The organism is Cupriavidus sp. 01L43 (genome assembly GCF_056399925.1).
The window spans coordinates 1-19,270 of sequence record NZ_JBFTSH010000009.1 but is presented as its reverse complement, the minus strand read 5'-3'; the positions used below and the strand labels follow the sequence as shown (position 1 = coordinate 19,270).

16 protein-coding genes are annotated in these 19,270 nt (G+C 67.6%); 9 read left to right on the top strand and 7 right to left on the bottom strand.

From position 1 onward, the window contains the following. The first annotated feature begins 11 nt into the window (after positions 1-11). From AC1DP9_RS16245 to AC1DP9_RS16230, 4 genes are all read left to right on the top strand, one after another. Positions 12-1,205 (top strand): serine hydrolase domain-containing protein, encoded by a 1,194-nt coding sequence (locus AC1DP9_RS16245; RefSeq protein ID WP_477107902.1) that lies wholly within the window; start codon positions 12-14, stop codon positions 1,203-1,205. 63 nt (positions 1,206-1,268) lie between these two features. Continuing rightward, positions 1,269-1,997: a maleate cis-trans isomerase family protein gene (locus tag AC1DP9_RS16240; protein WP_092297385.1), complete on the top strand. Its 729-nt coding sequence runs from the start codon at positions 1,269-1,271 to the stop codon at positions 1,995-1,997. A 27-nt stretch (positions 1,998-2,024) separates the two neighbouring features. Beyond that, complete coding sequence (hydA, locus tag AC1DP9_RS16235; protein ID WP_477107901.1) at positions 2,025-3,443, top strand: dihydropyrimidinase; 1,419 nt, start codon at positions 2,025-2,027, stop codon at positions 3,441-3,443. Between the two features lie 11 nt (positions 3,444-3,454). Beyond that, positions 3,455-4,201, top strand: coding sequence for an aspartate/glutamate racemase family protein (locus AC1DP9_RS16230; protein WP_477108004.1), 747 nt, complete (start codon positions 3,455-3,457; stop codon positions 4,199-4,201). On the opposite strand, the gene AC1DP9_RS16225 is transcribed toward AC1DP9_RS16230, so the two are convergent. The 5 genes from AC1DP9_RS16225 to AC1DP9_RS16205 all read right to left on the bottom strand — a co-directional run bounded on the left by AC1DP9_RS16225 (position 4,198) and on the right by AC1DP9_RS16205 (position 10,674). Next, positions 4,198-5,271: an alpha-hydroxy acid oxidase gene (locus tag AC1DP9_RS16225; RefSeq protein WP_477107900.1), complete on the bottom strand. Its 1,074-nt coding sequence runs from the start codon at positions 5,269-5,271 to the stop codon at positions 4,198-4,200. The two genes, AC1DP9_RS16230 and AC1DP9_RS16225, sit on opposite strands and share 4 nt — an antisense overlap. A gap of 5 nt (positions 5,272-5,276) precedes the next feature. Further along, a complete protein-coding gene (locus AC1DP9_RS16220; protein ID WP_092297391.1) occupies positions 5,277-5,963 on the bottom strand; it encodes a Fe2+-dependent dioxygenase in 687 nt (228 codons plus the stop codon). Positions 5,964-6,039: 76 nt separating this feature from the next. Beyond that, positions 6,040-8,313 (bottom strand): TonB-dependent receptor, encoded by a 2,274-nt coding sequence (locus AC1DP9_RS16215; protein ID WP_477107899.1) that lies wholly within the window; start codon positions 8,311-8,313, stop codon positions 6,040-6,042. Positions 8,314-8,533: 220 nt separating this feature from the next. After that, positions 8,534-9,937, bottom strand: a complete 1,404-nt coding sequence (locus tag AC1DP9_RS16210; RefSeq protein WP_477107898.1) for an ATP-binding protein — start codon at positions 9,935-9,937, stop codon at positions 8,534-8,536. Continuing rightward, a complete protein-coding gene (locus AC1DP9_RS16205; RefSeq protein WP_477107897.1) occupies positions 9,934-10,674 on the bottom strand; it encodes a response regulator in 741 nt (246 codons plus the stop codon). The genes AC1DP9_RS16210 and AC1DP9_RS16205 overlap by 4 nt, the downstream gene beginning before the upstream one ends. 194 nt (positions 10,675-10,868) lie before the next feature. Here AC1DP9_RS16205 and AC1DP9_RS16200 point away from each other — a divergent pair, with 194 nt between their 5' ends. The 5 genes from AC1DP9_RS16200 (at position 10,869) to AC1DP9_RS16180 (ending at position 17,871) form a co-directional block, all read left to right on the top strand. Further along, positions 10,869-11,381 (top strand): sigma-70 family RNA polymerase sigma factor, encoded by a 513-nt coding sequence (locus AC1DP9_RS16200; protein ID WP_477107896.1) that lies wholly within the window; start codon positions 10,869-10,871, stop codon positions 11,379-11,381. Further along, a complete protein-coding gene (locus tag AC1DP9_RS16195) occupies positions 11,374-12,360 on the top strand; it encodes a FecR domain-containing protein (RefSeq protein WP_477107895.1) in 987 nt (328 codons plus the stop codon). The genes AC1DP9_RS16200 and AC1DP9_RS16195 overlap by 8 nt, the downstream gene beginning before the upstream one ends. A gap of 100 nt (positions 12,361-12,460) precedes the next feature. Then, positions 12,461-14,701 (top strand): TonB-dependent receptor, encoded by a 2,241-nt coding sequence (locus AC1DP9_RS16190; RefSeq protein ID WP_477107894.1) that lies wholly within the window; start codon positions 12,461-12,463, stop codon positions 14,699-14,701. 52 nt (positions 14,702-14,753) lie between these two features. Continuing rightward, a complete protein-coding gene (locus AC1DP9_RS16185; protein WP_477107893.1) occupies positions 14,754-17,087 on the top strand; it encodes a TonB-dependent siderophore receptor in 2,334 nt (777 codons plus the stop codon). Between the two features lie 280 nt (positions 17,088-17,367). Then, positions 17,368-17,871 (top strand): helix-turn-helix transcriptional regulator, encoded by a 504-nt coding sequence (locus tag AC1DP9_RS16180; RefSeq protein ID WP_092297411.1) that lies wholly within the window; start codon positions 17,368-17,370, stop codon positions 17,869-17,871. A 21-nt stretch (positions 17,872-17,892) separates the two neighbouring features. Here AC1DP9_RS16180 and AC1DP9_RS16175 read toward each other — a convergent pair whose 3' ends face one another. Both AC1DP9_RS16175 and AC1DP9_RS16170 read right to left on the bottom strand, forming a co-directional pair. Then, the gene (locus AC1DP9_RS16175) at positions 17,893-18,453 is read right to left on the bottom strand and encodes a Fur family transcriptional regulator (RefSeq protein ID WP_477107892.1); all 561 of its coding nucleotides are present in this window, start codon (positions 18,451-18,453) and stop codon (positions 17,893-17,895) included. Positions 18,454-18,625: 172 nt separating this feature from the next. Continuing rightward, the coding region (locus AC1DP9_RS16170) for a UDP binding domain-containing protein (protein WP_477107891.1) at positions 18,626-19,270 on the bottom strand (645 nt) is incomplete at its 5' end.

Sequence of the window (19,270 nt, the reverse complement as noted above, 5' to 3'; positions counted from 1 at the left end):
AGGAGACCATCATGCAACGATTCCACCCTGTCGTGGCGGCGCTGCTGGCCGCTGGCGCCTTGCTGGCCCAGCCGGCCATGGCCGGCACCGCCACTGCCACCGTCGAAGGCATTCCCACGGCACAGCCCGAGTCGGTCGGCGTGGATTCCACGCGGCTCGTCGCCTTGTCCGAATGGATCCGGCGCGACAAGCTCGACGTGCGCAGCCTGCTCGTCATCAAGGACGGCAAGATTGTGTTCGAGCGCTACGGCGACGGCCTCTCGCGGGACTACAACCACGAGCTTTACTCCGTCACCAAGTTCATCAGCGCGCTGCTGGTGGGCACGCTGGTCGGCGACGGCAAGCTCAGCGCGAGCGACGCGCCGGCCCCCAGGCTGGCCGCCGCGCGCCCCGACCTGGCCCCGTCACTGGCGGACAAGCAGCAGATCCAGCTCCGGCACCTGATGTCGATGTCGAGCGGGCTGTCGTACAAGCTGGTGGAGGGCACCGACACGCTGTACTACGGCGTGCCGGACCGCCTCAAGGTGGCCGCCTCGGCCAGTGTGCGCGCCAGGCCCGGCACGGAGTTCGACTACATCGACGTCAACCCGGTGCTGGTCGGCGCCACGATCAGCCAGGTCACGGGCATGCCGGAGCAGCAGTACGCCGCGCAGCGCCTGTTCAAGCCGCTGGGGATGTCGCACTACCGCTGGGACGGTGCCGACGGCAAAGGCGCGGTGTCCGGTGGCTGGGGGCTGCGCCTGCGCTCGCTCGACATGGCACGGCTCGGCATGCTGATGCTGAACCAGGGCCGCTGGAACGGCCAGCAGATCGTGCCCGCATCGTGGGTGGCCCAGATGACCACGCCGTCCGGCCCCGCCGGGGACTATGGCTACTACTGCTGGGTCAACAACATCGTCAAGAGCGAGCGCGAGTTCAGCGCGATGGGCTACAAGGGCCAGTTCATCACGGTGCTGCCCAAGCAGAACGCGGTGATCGTCATGAACAGCATCATGTCGACGCAGGGCGGCCTGCGCGATGCGAAGTACCTGGACCTCTATCGCCAGATGATTAACGACTACGTGCTTCCCGCGCTGCAGGCCGGCAACACCGTCAAGCCGGACGCCGCGCGACAAGCCGCGTTGAAGCGGGAACTGGAGCTGGCGCGTACCAGCCAGGGCGTGCCCGGCACGCAGCTCGCCTTCAACGACAAGCCCGAACAATAAAACCAATACAACCCGCAGAGGCGCCGCTCCCAGACGGTGCCCGCAAACTCCTGAGAACCAACCATGAGCAAACAGATTCGCCTTGGCATGCTGACGCCGTCTTCCAACACCGCGCTGGAGCCTATTACCAGCGCGATGGTCAGCGGCTTGCCCAACGTCAGCGCGCATTTCTCGCGCTTCACGGTCACCGAGATTTCGTTGCGTGACCAGGCGCTGGGTCAGTTCGACCTGGAGAAGATCCTCGCGGCGGCCCGCCTGCTGGCCGATGCCCGTGTCGACGTGATTGCGTGGAACGGCACGTCGTCCGGCTGGCTCGGCTTCGACCGTGACCAGGCGCTGTGCAAGCAGATCACCGAAGCTACCGGCATTCCCGCCACCACTTCGGTCCTGGCCCTGAACGAGATCCTCGAGAAGACCGGCGCGCGTCGCTTCGGCCTGGCCACGCCCTATCTCGATGACGTGCAGCAGCGCATCATCGCCAACTACCAGCGCAGCGGCATCGACTGCTCGGCGGAGCGCCACCTGGACCTCCACGTGAACTACAGCTTCGCCGAGGTCGAGGAAGACACCATCCGCACGATGGTGCGCGCGCTGGCGAAGGAGAACGTGCAGGCCATCTCCACGTTCTGCACCAACCTGCACGCCGCCCATCTGGCGGAGGAACTGGAAGCCGAGACGGGCATCCCGCTCTACGACACGATCTCCACGGTCGTGTGGAAGTCGCTGCGCCTGGCCGGCGTGGACACCCGCGCCCTCAAGGGCTGGGGCCGGCTGTTCCGCGAAGTCGAGTAATGAAGGACGCGTAACGGAGGGATGACCATGCCTGCAGACAACATTCTTGACCTCGTGATCCGCAATGCCGACGTGGTCACCGCTTCGGACCGCTTCCGCTGTGACATCGGCGTGCGCCACGGCCGCATCGTGGCGCTCGGGCACGACCTGCCCGCCGCCGCAACGGAAGTCGACGCCACGGGCCTGCTGGCCTTGCCCGGCGGCGTCGACGGCCATTGCCACCTGGACCAGCCCATGCCGGAAGGCATGCGCATGGCCGACGATTTCTTCACCGGCACGCGCGCGGCGGTGTGCGGCGGCACCACCACGGTGATCCCGTTCGCCGCGCAGGAGAAGGGCCATTCGCTGCATGCGGCGGTGGCCGACTACCATCGCCGCGCCGAGGGCCGCGCGGTGATCGACTACGCTTTCCACCTGATCGTGGCGGACCCGACGCCCGCCGTGCTGCAGGACGAACTGCCGGCGCTGATCCGCCAGGGCTACAGCTCGTTCAAGGTCTACATGACCTACGACGACCTGAAGCTGTCGGACCGCGAAATGCTGGAAGTGCTGGACGTGGCCCGCCAGAACAAGGCGCTGGTGATGGTGCATGCCGAGAATGCCGATTGCATCTCGTGGCTGACCGACAAGCTGGTGGGAGAAGGCCGCATCGCGCCGCGCTTCCACGGGCTGGCGCGCCCCGCCGTGGTGGAGCGGGAAGCCACGCATCGCGCGATCTCGTTCGCGGAACTGGTCGATGTGCCGATCCTGATCGTGCACGTGTCCGGCAAGGAAGCCATCGAGCAGATCCGCTGGGCGCAGGGCCGTGGCATGAAGATCCTCGCCGAGACCTGCCCGCAATACCTGTACCTGACCGCCGAAGACATGGGCCTGCCCGGCGACGACGGCTACGAAGGCGCCAAGTGCGTGTGCAGCCCGCCGCCGCGCGACCCGGAGAACCAGGCCGCCGTGTGGCGCGCGCTGGCCAACGGCGTGTTCAGCGTGTTCTCGTCCGACCACGCCCCGTTCAACTACGACGATCCCGAGGGCAAGAAGCTCGGCGGCACGGCGCAACCGTTCGACCACATCCCCAACGGCGTGCCCGGCATCGAGACCCGCCTGCCGCTGCTGTTCGATGGCGTGGCGCGCGGCAAGCTGTCCCTGCACCAGTTCGTCGAACTGACGGCGTACCGGCCAGCCAAGCTGTACGGGCTCTATCCGCGCAAGGGCACCATCGCGATTGGCGCCGATGCCGACATCGTGCTGTGGGACCCGGCGCGCCAGGTGCGCATTGCCAACAGCAACCTGCACCACGCCGTGGACTACACGCCGTACGAGGGCATCGAGGTGACCGGCTGGCCGATGACCACGTTCTCGCGGGGCGAGATGATCGTGCGCAATGGCGAATATCTGGAGCCGACGGCCGGCCGCGGCCGGTTCCTCGAAGCGGGCCAACCCGAGATCTGATGGCGCAAACCATGAACCTGTTGATCGTCAATCCCAATATCAGCGCGTCGGTGACCGACCTGATCCACGCGGAGGCGCAGCGTACCGCCGCGCCGGACACCCGTATCACGATGGCCACGGCGGCGTTCGGCGTGGCCTATATCGAAACCCGCTTCGAGGCGCTGGTGGGCGGCTATGCCACCGCGTGCGCGGCGGCCGAGCATGCCGGCCAGTTCGACGGGCTGGTGGTCGCCGCCTTCGGCGATCCCGGTCTGGCCGGCCTGAAGGAGCTGTTCGATGTGCCGGTCGTCGGCATGACCGAAGCCGCGCTGGCCAGCGCCTGCCTGCTGGGACAGCGCTTCTCGATCATCGCGATTTCGCATCGCATTGAAGCGTGGTATCGGGAGTGCGTGGCCGCCAATGGCCTGACGTCGCGCCTGGCCAGCATCCGCTCCTTGCAGTCGCCGCTGCGCGATATCGGCAGCGTGCAGGAGGACCACGCGGAACGGCTGGAGGCGATGAGCCTGCAAGCGGTGCGCGAGGACGGCGCCGATGTGATCATCGTGGCCGGTGCGCCGCTGGCCGGGCTGGCGCGCTCGCTCAAGGGGAAGATTCCGGTGCCCGTGGTGGATGGCGTGAGCAGCGCCGTGCGGCACTGCGAGTCGCTGGTGGCCCTGCAGGCCGGCAGCGCGCGGGAGGGCAGCTTCGCGCGGCCCCCGCAGAAGCCCAACACGGGCTTGCCACCGGCGCTGGAGCGGCTGCTGGCAGAGGGCCGTTAGAGCACGCTGGAGGGGCCGATGGCCGCGAGCGTGGGGCAACCCGCCAGCGCCATGGCCACTTCCAGTTCGGCTTGTAGCAACGTCAGCATATGGGCCACGCCGGGCATGCCGCCCACGGCCAGCGCATGCAGTACGGGCTGTCCGACCAGGACGGCCGAAGCCCCGAGTGCGATGGCCTTGACGATATCCGTCCCACGCCGCACGCCGCCGTCGAGCAGCACCGGCACGCGGCCGGCCACCGCCGTGGCGACGGCGGGCAGGCAGTCGATGGTCGCGGGAACGGTGTCGAGCGTTCGACCCCCATGGTTGGAGACGATGATGCCCGAGACGCCTGCGTCCAACGCCGGGCTCACATCGGCCGGATTGAGCAGCCCTTTTACCAGCACCGGCAACGCCGTCTGCCGGCACAGCGCCTCGACATCGGCCCAGGTGGGCGCGTGGTCCAGCATGCCCTGGAAGACCGGGCTGCCGTGCGTGGCCCGGGCGGGCGGATTCGGCGGAAAGGCGTCCAGGTTCACCGGCCGGACATCGTCCGGCAGGCGGAATCCTGCACGCTGCTCGATATTGCGGATGCCGCTGACAGCGGCGTCGATGGTCAGGACGATCGCCTTGTAGCCGGCCTGTTCGGCCCGGCGCACCAGCGCCTGCGTGTCCTGCGGCCGGGTCTGGAAATAGAGCTGGAACCAGAGCGGCACCGTCGCGGCACGCGCGACTTCCTCCAGCGTCACACTGGCCTGCGTGCTGACCGTCATCCACGTGCGCGTCAGCGAAGCCGCCTGCACCGTGGCCAGTTCGCCGTCCGGGTGCACCAGCTTGTGGTACGCGGTGGGGGCTATCAGGATCGGATAGGCGAGGGCTTCACCGAACAGGGTCTGCTGCGCGGACGCTCCCGACAGTTCGACAAGCGCCCGTGGCATCAGCCGCAAGCGCTGGAATGCGGCGCCGTTCTCGCGCTGCGTGATGCCATCCGCCGCCGCCCCGGCGATGTAGGCCCGGATCGACGGCTCCACCCGCGCGTGGAAGTGGCGCTCATAGTCGCCCAGCGACACGGTGTCCGGCGGAATCTGCATCGCGCTCACAGCTCGGACCAGCGCCTGAGCAGGTTGTGATAGTGGTTGACGAGGGACAGCACGGCGGGCTTGTCATCGCCCAGTTCCTTGCGGATCTCGATGATCGCCAGGTCCAGTTCGTAGAGCATGCTGCGCTGGCCCTCGTCCTTGACCAGCGACTGGGCCCAGAAGAACGACGCCCAGCGCGCGCCGCGCGTGACGGGCGTCACGGCATGCAGCGAGGACGCCGGATAGACCACCAGATGCCCCGCCGGCAGCTTCACCGAGTGGGAGCCGTAGAGATCCTGGATCACCAGTTCGCCGCCATCGTATTCGTCCGGATCGGACAGGAACAGCGTGCTGGACACATCGGCGCGAATCCGCATGCCGCCCGTGCCGGGCACGGTGCGGATGGCGTTGTCGACGTGGTTGCCGAACGTCATGTCGCTTTCGTAGCGATTGAACATCGGCGGCAGCACTCGCAGCGGCAGCGCGGCGGAGTGATAGCGCTCGCTGCGGCCCAGGGCATTGAGAACGAGTTCGCCGAGTTCCTGCGCCTCGGCGCTCTCGACGGGAATCTGCAGGTTGCGCTTGGCCCTGGCGGCGAGGTCACCGGCCGACACGCGCCCGTCGATCCATTGCGATTGCTCGAGGCGACCTCGGCAATACTGGATCTCGGCAGGGGTCAGCACATCGGGAATCTGGACAAGCATGGCGTTTGAGACGATGAGACGGTGAGACGGAAAGGCGGTGAGGGCCGGCTGTCCGGCCGGCCCGGGGTACTTCAGCTTAGAACGTCATGCCGACGTTCAGCAGGAACGTGCGGCGCGAGGTCGGCACGGCACGCACGGCACCGAACGACGACTGGTAGTTCAGGTGGTTCGTGAGATTGTAGCCGTTCAGGGAGATGCGGTACTTGCCCTGCTTGTAGCCGATCATGGCATCCAGCGAGAAGTTGTCCGGCATCTTGGTGGTATTCGCCGAATCCGCCCAGTAGCCGGTCGCGTACTGCAGGCCGCCGCCGATGGTCAGTTGGCCCGGCACCGGCAGGATCGAGTGGGGGATGTCGTACGCGGTCCACAGCGTGACGTTGTGACGTGCCACGCCCGGTGCCACATTGCCCACCGTGGAAGCGGTGGAGGCCGACGTGACCTCGCCGTTCAGGTAGGCGTAGGCCACGTTGGCGGTCCAGCCGCCGACGATGCGCCCGCTCAGGCCCAGTTCCAGGCCACGGATGCGGCGGCCTTCGCCTGTATCGGAGAAGCCGTTGGTGATGTCGCCGGTGGTCGGGTCCACCGTGTAGGCGTTGGTCTTCTTGGTCTGGAAGAGGGCACCGGTCACGCCCAGGCGCTTGTCCAGGAAGTCGAGCTTGGCGCCCACTTCGATGGTGTCCGCGCGTTCCGGCTCGCTGTTGACGCCGTTCTGCGGCACTTCCGAGGCCACGCCGCCTACCGCCACGGCGATGTCCGTGCCCACCGGGCGATACGTGCGCGAGAACGACGTGTAGAACATGTAGTCCTTGGTCGGCTCCCAGATCGCGCTGATGGCCGGGCTCAGCTTCTTCGAGTCGGCGGCGCCGCCCAGCGACGAGGCGCTCGTGGCGTACTCGCTGCGGAAGTAATCCCAGCGCAGGCTGCCGAGCACCGAGATCTGTTCGGTCAGCCAGACGCGATCGTTCATGAACACGCCGACGTCGATGGCGTTGGCATCGCGCGTGCTGTTGTAGGCCACCGTGGCGTTCGGGCTGTTGTAGAAGACCGGGTTCACCACCGTCTGGTTGTTCATGCGGCCGGTCCACGTGCCCTGGTCGCGGTGATCGCGCTGGTACATGGTGTCCAGGCCGACCATCGCCTTGTGGCGGAAGCTGCCGGTATGGAACTCGCCCTTGGCGCTGAGCACATTCTGGATGCCCCAGCCGCGCTGCAGGTAGCTCGAGCCGCCGCCGGCACCGTAGGACAGGGCCACGTTGCGGCCCGCCATCAAAGACTGGAGGTTGGCGTAGGACAGGGCGGCCGGGGCGGTCGACGAGAAGTCGCGCTCGTAGAAGCTGAAGCGCGTGTCGTTGCTGATGGTGATGCCGTTGTCGAGGCGCGTGAAGAAGTTCGACGAGACGATGTGCGCGTCGGTGGTGTCGCGGTCGGTGTTGCGGATATACGAGGTGGACGACGAGATGCCCGGCACGCCGTACTGCGTCAGCGGGCGATAGATGCCGTCGGCACCGGCCGCGACGGGCACGCCGTAGTCCGGCGCGCCGCTGCGGTGCAGGTAGGAGTAGTTCAGGTGCCATTCGGTGCTGGTGCCCAGACCCGTGCCGAAGTCGATGGCCACGCCGCGACGGTCGTCGTCCACGTGATCGCGATCGGCCACGCGGCCGTTCTGGAACACGCCGTTCACGCGCAGCGCCGTCGTATCGTTCAGTCGGAAGTTGCTGTCCAGCGTGGTGCGATAGGTCGCGTCCGTGGCGAAGCCCTGGTCGATGCTGGTGCTGGTGTTCAGGTTGGCTTTCTTGGTGGTCTGGTTGATCAGGCCACCGATGTTGCCCACGCCGAAGCTCTCGCCGGACGGGCCCTTGATGACTTCCACGCTCTCGGTATTGAACGCGTCGCGCTTGTAGGCGCCGAAGTCGCGCAGGCCGTCGACGTAGATATCGCCCTTGGCCGACAGGCCGCGAATGCGGAACTGGTCGCCGTTCTGGCCGCCGTTGCCTTCCCCGGTGGAGATGGTGATGCCCGGCACGTTCTTCAGGATCTGCTCCAGCGACGTGGCGTGCTGCTGCTCGATGATCTCCTGCGGCACCACGTTGATGGTCTTCGGCGTTTCCTTGACCGTGTCCTGCAGGCGGGAGATGCCCAGCGTCGCCTCGTTGGTGTTGCGCGAGGACTGGCCGACCACGGTTACCGGGGGCAGGACGTTGCTGGGCTTGGCCGTGCCGGCGGGCGCGTCTTCCTTGCCTGCCGTCTGGGCGTGGACGGCCAGCGGCAGGGTGGTGGCGGTCATGACCAGGCCTGCGGAGGCGCCCGAGACCAGCAGGCGGATCGCGCCCGATATTGCTTTTTGTTGCACTGTGACTCCAGCTTGATTGACAACGGACTTGACGTTCTGCCGTGCCCAAACTGGACCAGAGACCTTCCCCGTCAGAAGGTGGAATGCACATCGCCGCCGATAAGGCGGGCACTAGTCATCACGTCAAAATGAGAATGATTAGCATTTAATGTTGTCCGGGTTTGTTCGATTGTGGCGAAATGTTGCAGCGCTGTGAAAAGCGACGGCGGCGGGCCGGCGCCTAGTTCGGCAGTTCGATCACCGCACGCAGGCCGCCTTCCCGGCGATTTTGCAATGTGACGTCTCCGCCATGTGCGCGAATGCAGGAGCGGGCGATGGCCAGCCCGAGGCCCAGGCCGCCCCCCATTCCACCCGTGTCCATGCTGCGTGCGGAGTCCAGCCGGGCAAACGGCTCGAAGACCCGGCCCAGATGTTCCGGCGCAATGCCGGGGCCGCTGTCGTCGACCTCGATCCGCAAGGTCTGGCCCAGCGTGTCCGCCAGGACCGTGACGCACACGGCGCCGTAGCGCGCGGCGTTGTCGATCAGGTTGTTCAGCGCGCGCTTCAGATGCACGGGGCGGCAGCGGTAGAACGCCGCCGTATCCACGTGCGCGCTCCAGGCGACGTCGCGGCCCTGGATGCGGTGGCTGTCCACCACGTCGCCAACCAGTTCCCCGATCGGCACGTCCTGCGTGGCCTCCTGCAGGGCATCGTCGCGGGCAAACTGCAACGTTTCCTCCACCATTACGCTCATTTCCTCGAGCGTCTGGATCATGGCCTCGCGCAGTTCGGCATCGTCGATCAGCTCTACCCGGATGCGCAGCGAGGTCAGCGGCGTCCGCAGGTCATGGCCGATGGCGGCAATCATCTGCGTGCGCCCGTTGACGAAGCGCACCAGGTTCTCCTGCATGTCGTTGAATGCCTGGGTGATCTCGCGCACGCCGCTCAGCCCGTCCGGCCGGGGCAGCACCACCTGTTCGCCCCGGCTGACGCGCCGGGAGGCTTCCGTGAGCAGCCGGAGCGGCCGCATGATGCGCCGCCCGAACAGCAGCGCAATGAGCGCCGTGGGCAGCATGCCCACCAGCAGCGAGAAGGTCAGCACCCGGCTCCAGTGGGCGGGCAGCATGGTGGGCCAGTGCCGGCTCTCCAGCCATTGCCCATCGGCGAGTTTGAGATCGACATCGAGCGCCCACGCGTGTGTGCCGCGGAATTCCCGCTCCAGCCAGTTGCTGTTGCCGGCCACACGCTGGGCGGATTCCACCTGCCGCAGATGCACCTTGACCGACCCATCGGCCGGCAGCTTGAGCAGGGTGCGCAGCCGCTGCGCCAGCGCGCGTTCCTGGTCGCTCGGCTCGGCGATATCGGCGGGATCGGCATGATCGGGGCGCGGCGCGGTGGCCAGCCGGAACGTGGAATCCGGCAGGCTGATGTCCTCCAGCAGCATGTCCGGATCGGCCGAACGGCCCACCGCGCGGTAGGCGGACTGGATCCGCGTCTCGATCGAGCGGACGTACAAGGGGTGGATGGTCTCGTTGTCGGCACGCCACCAGGACAGCACCAGCACGGCGATGACATGGGCGGCCAGCATCGCCAGCAACCACAACGCCACGAGTTGCCCGGACAGGCTGCGCGGCAACCACTTCATGATTTTTCGACCGTGACCCGGGTGGCGAGCAGGTAGCCGTCGCCGCGCACGGTTTTCAGCATGGCCGGGCGCCGGGGGTCGCATTCCAGCTTCTTGCGCAGCCGGCTGATCTGGCTGTCGATGCTGCGATCGAACGCCACCGTGTCGGTGCGCTGGGTCAGGTCCAGGATCTGGCTGCGGCTCAGCACGCGGTTGGGGTGCTCCAGCAGGGCGCGCAGCAGGTGATATTCGGCGGTGCTGAGCGGCACTTCCTCGTCGGAGGGATTGCGCAGTTCGCGGGCGCGGGTGTCGAGGGTCCAGCCGCTGAAGAGGAAACGGACTTCGGAAGGCGCCGGCGCGCGCCAGGCATCGGCGGGCGGTACGGGGGCCTGGTTACGGCGCAGCACGCTGCGGATCCGGGCCACCAGTTCGCGGGGGTCGAACGGCTTGACCACGTAGTCGTCCGCGCCAATTTCCAGCCCGGCGATGCGATCCGCCTGATCGGTCACGGCGGTCAGCAGGATCACCGGGGTGCGCAGATGTTCGGACACATAACGGCACAGCGACAGGCCGTTCTCGCCGGGCAGCATCACATCGAGCACGATGAGACTGAAACTGCGCTCCTCCAGCCGTTCGCGCATGGCCCGCCCATCCTCCACTGCCTCGACTTCAAAGTCGAAGCGGCGCATATAGGTGGCTAATGGGTCACGTATGTTCTTGTGGTCGTCGACCAGGAGGATGCTGGGGCGTACATCCATGGCAGGGCAGTACTAAATAAGAATCATTCTATTTTACCGCAAAGCCGCTAGCGTTCCCGGAATCGTCTACGCCAAAGCTGTTGTTTGTGCGCGAAGCGGCGGCGGCGCGCTTGCCGGGGGCTTGCCCATCTTTTAAGATTGGAACAATTCTCATTTGTGTTTGGCTGCGCCAGGCATTTCACTCCAGAGGGCGCATGGCTGCCGCCGCTGAACCCGCAATCCAGGAACACGTCGACGCGCTCTACCAGGGCCACCACCGGTGGCTGCAGGGATGGCTCGGTCGCAAGCTTGGCAATGCCTGCGATGCGGCCGACCTCGCGCAGGACGTCTTCGTGCGCCTGCTGTGCCGGCAGCCCTGCGAGGTGCAGGAGCCGCGCACCTACCTGAGCGCCATCGCCAACGGTCTGGTGATCGACCTGTGGCGGCGCCGGGAACTCGAGACCGCCTGGCTCGAGACCCTCGCCCAACTGCCGGAGGCCCACGCGCCATCCCCGGAAAGCCGGCTCCAGTTCCTCGAAGCCCTGATCGCCATCGACCGCATGCTCGATTCGCTGAAGCCCAAGGTGCGCACCGCGTTCCTGTGGGCGCAGCTCGAAGGGCTGACTTGCCGGCAGATCGGGGAGCGCATGGACGTCTCGCTGGCCACCGCCGAGCGCTACGTCGCGGCGGCGCTGCGGCAGTGCTACGCCATGCGTTTCGATGTCTGAGGCCGACGCGCCATCCATTCCCCTGCCTATCGTCGATCGCGCGATCGACTGGGCGGTCAAGCTCAACTTTGGCGAGCCCGACCCCGCCGCGCAGCGGGCGTTCGAGCAATGGCTGCAGGCGGACCCGCTCCACGGCGCGGCATGGCGGCGCATCCAGTCGATGCGGGCGGAGTTTTCCGGCGTGCCGTCCCGGCTGGCCCTCGATACCCTCCAGTCCGCCGATGCCCTCCGGGCCGCGCGCGCCCGCAAGCGCCGTCAGGTACTCCGCGTGATGGCACTGGCAGGCGTGAGCGTTGTTGCCGCGTCCGGCGTGCGCGAGCTGGCGCCCTGGGAGCGCTGGGTGGCGGACGCGAGTACCGCCACGGGTGAGCAACGAACGCTGCGGCTGGCGGACGGCACCACGCTGGTCTTGAACACAGATACCGCCGTCGGCATCGCGCTGGAGACGGACCGCCGCGTGATCACGCTGCGCCGGGGCGAAATCCTCGTCACGACGGGGCACGACGACCGGCCATTCTGGGTCCGCACGCCATCCGGCAGCATGCGTGCGCTGGGCACGCGGTTCATGGTCCGGCTGGACGGCGACCGCTCCCGCGTCAGCGTGCAGGAGGGCGCCGTGGCGCTGCATCCGGGTGGCGGCGGGGCCGGCGACATCGCCCGGCCGGGCACCACGTGGTGGCTGGCCGAGGACGCCGTCGCGCTGGCCCCGGCCCAGCCGTTCGCGGCCGATGGGTGGGCGGAAGGGGTGATCGCCGGCAACGACATGCGCCTTGCCGATGTGCTCGCCGAACTCGCGCGCTACCGGACCGGGCGCCTCGTCTGCGATCCACGGGTGGCCAACCTGCGGGTGTCCGGCGCCTATCACGTCGACGATACCGATAGGGCGCTGGCCTTCCTGTCCCAGACCTTGCCGGTCAGGGTGTCCTATCGCACCCGCTTCTGGGTCGTGGTGGGGCCGCAAGATGGCAGTGGCGGCTAGCCGCGGCCGTCTCGCTAAAAAAATCAAGAAATGTTGAGGGGATCTGGATTCTCGTCCGGCCTGTTCTTCAGGAACTCCATTCATACCGGAACAGGGAATCATGCTCGTCAACCGTCTTGCCACCATCGTCCGTACCCCCCGCCTTGCCAGCGCGCCGCAGCTTACGCCGCTGACACTGGCCGTGCACAGCGCCGTCCTGTGTCTTGGCCTGATCACGGGGGCCGCGCAGGCTCAATCGCCGGCCGCCGCTCCAACAACCGCCCCGACCACCGCACCGACCGCCGCCCCGGACGCGCCGACGCTGCCGGCCGTCACGGTCTCCGCCAGCACCGAGGGCGACCTGCCGCCGGCCTACGCGGGCGGTCAGGTGGCGCGCGGCGGGCGCATGGGCATGCTGGGCAACAAGGACGTGCTGGACACGCCGTTCGCCACCACCAACTACACGTCGCAGCGCATCGAGGACCAACAGGCCGTGACGCTGGCTGACGTGCTGAACAGCGACCCTTCGGTCCGCTTCACCGGGCAGACTGGTGGCGTCACGGACTCGTTCTTCATCCGCGGATTCCCGATCAACGAGGGCAATCTGTCCGAGATTGCGTTCGATGGCGTCTATGGCGTGTCGCCGAACTACCACCTGTTCACTGAATATATCGAGCGCGTGGAAGTGCTGAAGGGCCCCGGCGCGCTGCTGTATGGCATGTCGCCGAACAGCGGTGTGGGCGGCGTGGTGAACATCGTGCCCAAGCGCCCGCTGGCCACCGACCTGACGCGCTTCACGCTCGACTACGCCTCCGACGCCCAGGTGGGCGGCGCGGTGGACCTTAGCCGCCGCTTTGGCGAAGAGAAGCAGTGGGGCATCCGCTTCAACGGCCTGCACCGCCAGGGCCCGACCGCGCTGGACAACCAGAAGTCCCGTGCCGAGGTGGCCGCGCTCTCGCTCGACTACAAGAGCGACCGCCTGCGCGCCTCGCTCGACGTGATCGAGCAGTACCAGTGGATCGACGCGCCGACGCGTCCTTTCCTGGTCGCCGCCGGCATTCAGGTGCCCGACGCCCCGGACGGCCGCCGCAACGTGACGCAGCCCTGGGGATGGTGGAAGTCCAACGACATCTCCACGTTGCTGCACGCCGAGTACGACGTGACCGACAACGTGACGATCTTTGCCGACGCCGGCGGCACCCGTTCCGACGTGGCGCGCCTGTCCGACCAGACGCCGACCATCCTGAACAGCAGCGGCGCGACCTCGGCCGTGCCGCAGAACTGGAAGTTCCAGGTCAACCGGTCGACCTTCGATACCGGCGTGCGCACCAAGTTCGACACCGGCCCGGTCCGCCACGCGCTGGCGCTGCAGGCCAACCTCTATATGGACCGGATTGCCAACGCCAACGTGGCCGGCACGCCGGTGCTGTCCAATATCTACGCGCCGGTCGACCGCCCCGAGCAGCACATCGCCACGCCGCAACGGGTGCCGAAGGTGTCGGACTCCACGCTCTCCGGCGTGGCGCTGGCTGACACGCTGAGCGCGCTCGATGACCGCGTCTCCCTGACCCTCGGCCTGCGCTACCAGCAGGTGAAGTCGGGCAACTACAACGCCAGCGGCGTGAAGACCGCTGACTACGACGAGAGCGCGGTCACCCCGCTGGCCGGCATTGTGTTCCGCCCGTGGCAGCAGGTGTCCTTCTACGCGAACTACGTGGAAGGGCTGAGCAAGGGCGACATCGCCCCGGCCACGGCCGCCAACGCCGGGCAGGTGTTCTCGCCCTACAAGACCAAGCAGAAGGAGGTGGGTGTCAAGGTCGACACCGGCAAGATGATGGCCACGCTGGCCGCGTTCCGCATGAACAAGCCCAGCGGCCAGCTCACCGGCACGATCTACAACGTCGACAGCGAGCAGCGCAACCAGGGCCTGGAGCTGACCCTGTCCGGCGAGGTGGTCAAGCACGTGCGCCTGCTGGGCGGCGTGACCTGGCTCGATGCCGAGCTGACCCGCACCAACAGCGCCGCCACGCTCGGCAACCGTCCAGTGGGCGTGCCTACCGTGATGGCCAATGTCGGCGCGGAATGGGACCTGCCCTCGGTGCCCGGCCTGACGCTGACCAGCGCGGTCAACTACACCGGCGGCGAGTACGTCAACCAGGCCAATACGCAGCGCGTGCCGTCCTGGACCACGGTGGACTTCGGGGCGCGCTACCGCACCTCGGTGTATGGCAAGCACACGACCTTCCGGGCCGGCCTGTTCAACGCCTTCAATCGCAACTACTGGTCCGGTGTTGCATCTTATGGAACCATTTCCCTCGGTGCGCCGCGTACCTTCCTGGCTTCGGTTTCCGTGGACTTCTGACGCATCGCCGGGGTGGTCGCTGACCGCCCTCGGCCTGGCCGTCTCCTCCGCGATGTCACTGTCGGCGTATGCCGAGGTGGCGCAGGTGGTCGCGCTGGCTGGCCAGGCCGGAACCTTCTCCATCGCGCCGGGCCCGCTGCACGCCACGCTGCTGCGGTTCGCGCGCGAGACCGGCATCGATCTTTCCTACGACACGGCCCTGCTCGGCGATTTGACGAGCCCGGGCCTGCACGGCACCTACACGATTCCCGATGGCCTGCGTGCGCTGCTCGAAGGCAGCGGCCTGCAGGCCGTGGCGCTGCCCGGCGGCGGATTTGCCGTGCGACGCGTGCCGACGCTGCCGACCGTGACCGTGACGGACGCGGCCCTGCACCCGGGACAGCCGGCGCCCGGGTTTGCCGGCGACCAGATCGCGCGGACGGCGCGCCTCGGCATGCTGGGCGATACGGATGTGATGGACGCGCCCGTGCAGGTCCTCAGCTACACCGACACTGCCATCCGCGACCAGCAGGCGCAAACCGTGGGCGACATGGTGGCGAACGACGCCTCCGTGCGCTTCGCCAGCCAGCCCGGTGGCATCCTTGACGCCTTCACGATCCGCGGCTTCCCCGTGAACAGCGGCAACTTCGGCGAGGTGGCGCTGGACGGCATGTATGGCGTGGCGTCCAACTACCGCGTTTCCACCGGCTATATCGAACGCGTCGAACTGATCAAGGGGCCGACCGGCCTGCTGACGGGCATGGCGCCGGGTGGCAGCGTCGGGGGCAGTCTCAACATCGTTCCCAAACGGGCCACGGACGCCGACCTGACCCGCGTGACGCTGGACTACGCCACGGCCGCGCAGCTGGGCGGCAATCTCGATCTGGGCCGGCGCTTCGGCCCGGGCGGCGCCTTCGGCGTGCGGGTGAACGGCAACTACCGGGCGGGCGAGACGGGGCTGGACAACCAGTCGCGCAATGCCGGCGCCGGCGCACTGGCGCTGGACTATCGCGGCCAGCGCCTGCGCGCGACGCTCGATGTCATCGACCAGTACGAGAAGATCCGCGCGCCGTCGCGGCTGCTGCATATCGTGCCGGGCATCGAGGTGCCCGAGGCGCCCAATGGCCGGCGCAACATCACGCAATCGTGGGAAAACTCGCGTATCCACGACCAGTCGCTGCTGGCCCGGGTGGAATATGACGTGGCCGACCACGTCACGTGGTTCGCCGGCGCGGGGGGCGGGCGGACCCGCGTGGCCCGGCTGTTCGCCATCACGCCGACCATCGTCAACGCAGCCGGCGACGTGCTGGCGTCGGACTCGAACTATCGCTTCAACGTGGCCCGATCCAGCGCGGAGACCGGGCTGCGCGCCCGCTTCGATACCGGCCCGGTGCGCCACCGGCTCAGCGTGGTGGTGAATGCCTACCGGGATCAGCTCGACCGCAATCTGGTGAGCAGCGCCACGATCTCGCAGACGAACATGTACAACCCGGTGCCGCTGCCGGCCCAGGCCATCGACGCCCCGGCGAACGTACCGAAGGTCTCGGAGAACTGGCTCTCGGGCGTGGCGCTGGCCGATACGCTGTCCATGTGGGATGAGCGCGCGCAGCTGACGCTCGGCCTGCGCCACCAGCGTGTGCGGTCGGAAAACTTTCTGCCGACCGGCGGCACGGCGTCCAGCTATGACCAGACCGCGCTGACGCCGATGGTGGGGCTGGTGGTGAAGCCGGCGGATCACGTGTCGCTGTACGCGAACCGGATCGAAGGGCTGAGCCGGGGCGACACCGCCCCCAACAGCGCCAGCAACGCCGGCGAGGTCTTCGCGCCCTACAAGTCGCGCCAGTACGAGGTGGGGGTCAAGGTCGAGGGGCGGCAGATCATCGGCACGATCAGCGCGTTCCAGATCACCAAGCCGGGCGGCCAGATAACGGGGGCGGTGTTCACGGCCGATGGGGCGCAGCGCAACCGGGGGCTGGAGTTCGCCCTGTACGGCACCCCGGTGACGGGGCTGCGCCTGCTGGCCAGCGCCATGGTGCTGGATGCCACGGTCACGGGCAGCACCGCGCCCGGCACGCAAGGCAAGGCGCCGATCGGCGTGGCGCCGCTACAGGCCAATTTCGGGGCGGAATGGGATACCGGCATGCTGCCGGGGCTGACGCTGACCGGCGCGGTGGCCTACACGGGCCACCAGTATGTGGATGCGGAAAACACCCAGCGCATTCCGCACTGGACCCGCCTCGACCTCGGCCTGCGCTATCGGACCACGGCGCAGCGCAAGCCGGTGGTGCTGCGGCTCAATGTCCGCAATGTGCTGAACACGCGCGGCTGGGCGGCGGTGGATGCCTACGGTGGCCTGGCTATCGCAGACCCACGGACCGTGCAGGTGTCGGTCTCGATGGACTTCTGAGGACGCTAGCGACGACAGCGACGACAGCGGCAAACCGGGCCGGGGCGTTGCCGCCCGGGCCCGGTTGCGCGTGTCGGAGGTACTGTCAGTGCCCTCGGTGCTTCAGTGCGGCATGGAAGCCTGCCAGGACGTCGGCGTGCGCCTTTTCATCCACTTGGAGGCCCGCTTCGCGCATGGGGTTCGTCTCGTCTTTTCTTCAAAACGAGGAACAGTTACATTTCAATTCACCCGTTCCCACCCCGGCTCCGGCGCCATGCCGCGAGCCCGACATCTGCCCTCCATGCCGCCGAAGTTTCTGTTCCTGCTTGCTGTGTTTCCTGCCTATCAGATCTGGGACATCTGGCAACTGCATGGCGCGGTCGGCGTCAACTACCACCTCTTGGCCGAGACGGCAGCTACCGTCGTGTTCCTGTGGATCCTCACCGTCGTCTGGCGCGAGCGTCGCCGGACCGCGCGGGAACTGGCCGAGCTGAAGACCTCGCGGCTGGCCGGGGAGCGCGCGGCGCAGGAGCGCGATGCCACGGCGCGCCAGTCGACCCGGGACTTCCTGAAGCAGATGCAGGCCCAGTTCGAGGCATGGCGGCTGACGCCAGCCGAGAAGGAGGTGGCGCTGCTGCTGGTGAAGGGGCTGTCGCTGGAAGCGATTGCGGGGCTGCGGGAGAGCGGCGCCAAGACGGTGCGCCAGCATGCCGCGAACATCTATGCGAAGGCCAAGCTGGAAGGGCGCCATCAGCTGGCGGCTTACTTCCTGGAAGACTTGATGGCGCCAGTCACGGTGGACTGAGCCAGCCGCCAGCCAACTACCTTAGCGGGCGCTGATATCGATGGCGCCATCAGCCTGGCACGCCGCGCAAAGGCCGACCCAGGCGGTCTGGACCAGCGCGTTGGGCGTCAGCCCGTGGCGCAGCAGGCGCCGGTTTTGCAGCGAGATCAGCGGGTCGTCGTGGATTTCCTCGATCCGCCGGCATTCGGTGCAATAGAAGTGGGCGTGCGCGGGATGGTCGGGCAGCTCGTAGAAGTTGATGCCGCTGCCCGAGCTGGGCACGAAGATCCGGGCCAGCAGGTTCAGGTGGGCCAGTTCATGGATGGCGCGCCGGAAGGTCGAGATGCCGGTGGCATCCGGCAGCCGCGTCATCGCGGCGCAGAGCTGCTCCGGGCTCATATGCCGGACGGGATGCTTGCGCAGCAACAGCAGGACCAGCCGGCGGGAGATCGTCGCAGGCAGGCCGGCGCGCCGCAGTGTCTCGTGGATCCACGCCGCATCTTCCCGCGAGCAGGTGACAGGGAGGGCGCGACCGTCCTCGGTCGGGGTGGACGGCGTCACCTCGTGCTGGAGTTCGGTTCTTCGCGCGGCAGAAACTTTCATCCTCGGGCTACGTGGCATGTCAGGGCGGCCGCGTGGGAACGCGACCAGATCGAGAATGCTAATAAGAACCGCCGCACGCTCGGGGCGGCCGCGGGGCCTTCAGGCACAAATGTCCCGTGGCTGGAGGCCGAAATCCGGCGGTACGGGACAAATAGCCCGGACGATCTGTGACTTAAGCGGCACTTATCGTGCCGCGCCCGATGGCGTGGTACTCGATGCCGGCGGCCGTCATGGCTTCCGGGTCGTACAGATTCCGGCCGTCGACGATGACCGGCGCCTTCAGGCTGGCGCGGATGGCGCGGAAGTCCGGGCTGCGGAAGACCTTCCACTCGGTGGCGATCACCAGCGCGTCGGCGCCCTGCAGGGCGTCCATCTGGGCATCGCAGAAATGCACCCGGGCGAAGCCGCCGGGGATGTCCGCAAGATCCGTCTCGATCACACGGCGCGCCTCGGCCATCGCCACCGGGTCGTGCACGCGCAGCGCGGCGCCGCGCGACACCAGCTCGCGCGCCAGCACCCGCGACGGCGCTTCCCGCATGTCATCGGTATTCGGCTTGAAGGCGAGGCCCCAGATTGCGAAGGTCTTGCCGGTCAGGTCTTCGCCGAAGCGCTTGATGACCTTGTTGGCCAAGACCTGCTTCTGGGCGTCGTTGACGGCCTCCACGGCTTCCAGCACCCGCATCGGCTTGCCGTACGAGGTGGCCGTGCGCATCAGCGCCTGCACGTCCTTCGGGAAGCACGAGCCGCCGTAGCCGGCGCCGGCGTACAGGAAGCTGTAGCCGATGCGCGGGTCGGAGCCGATGCCGAGTCGGACCAG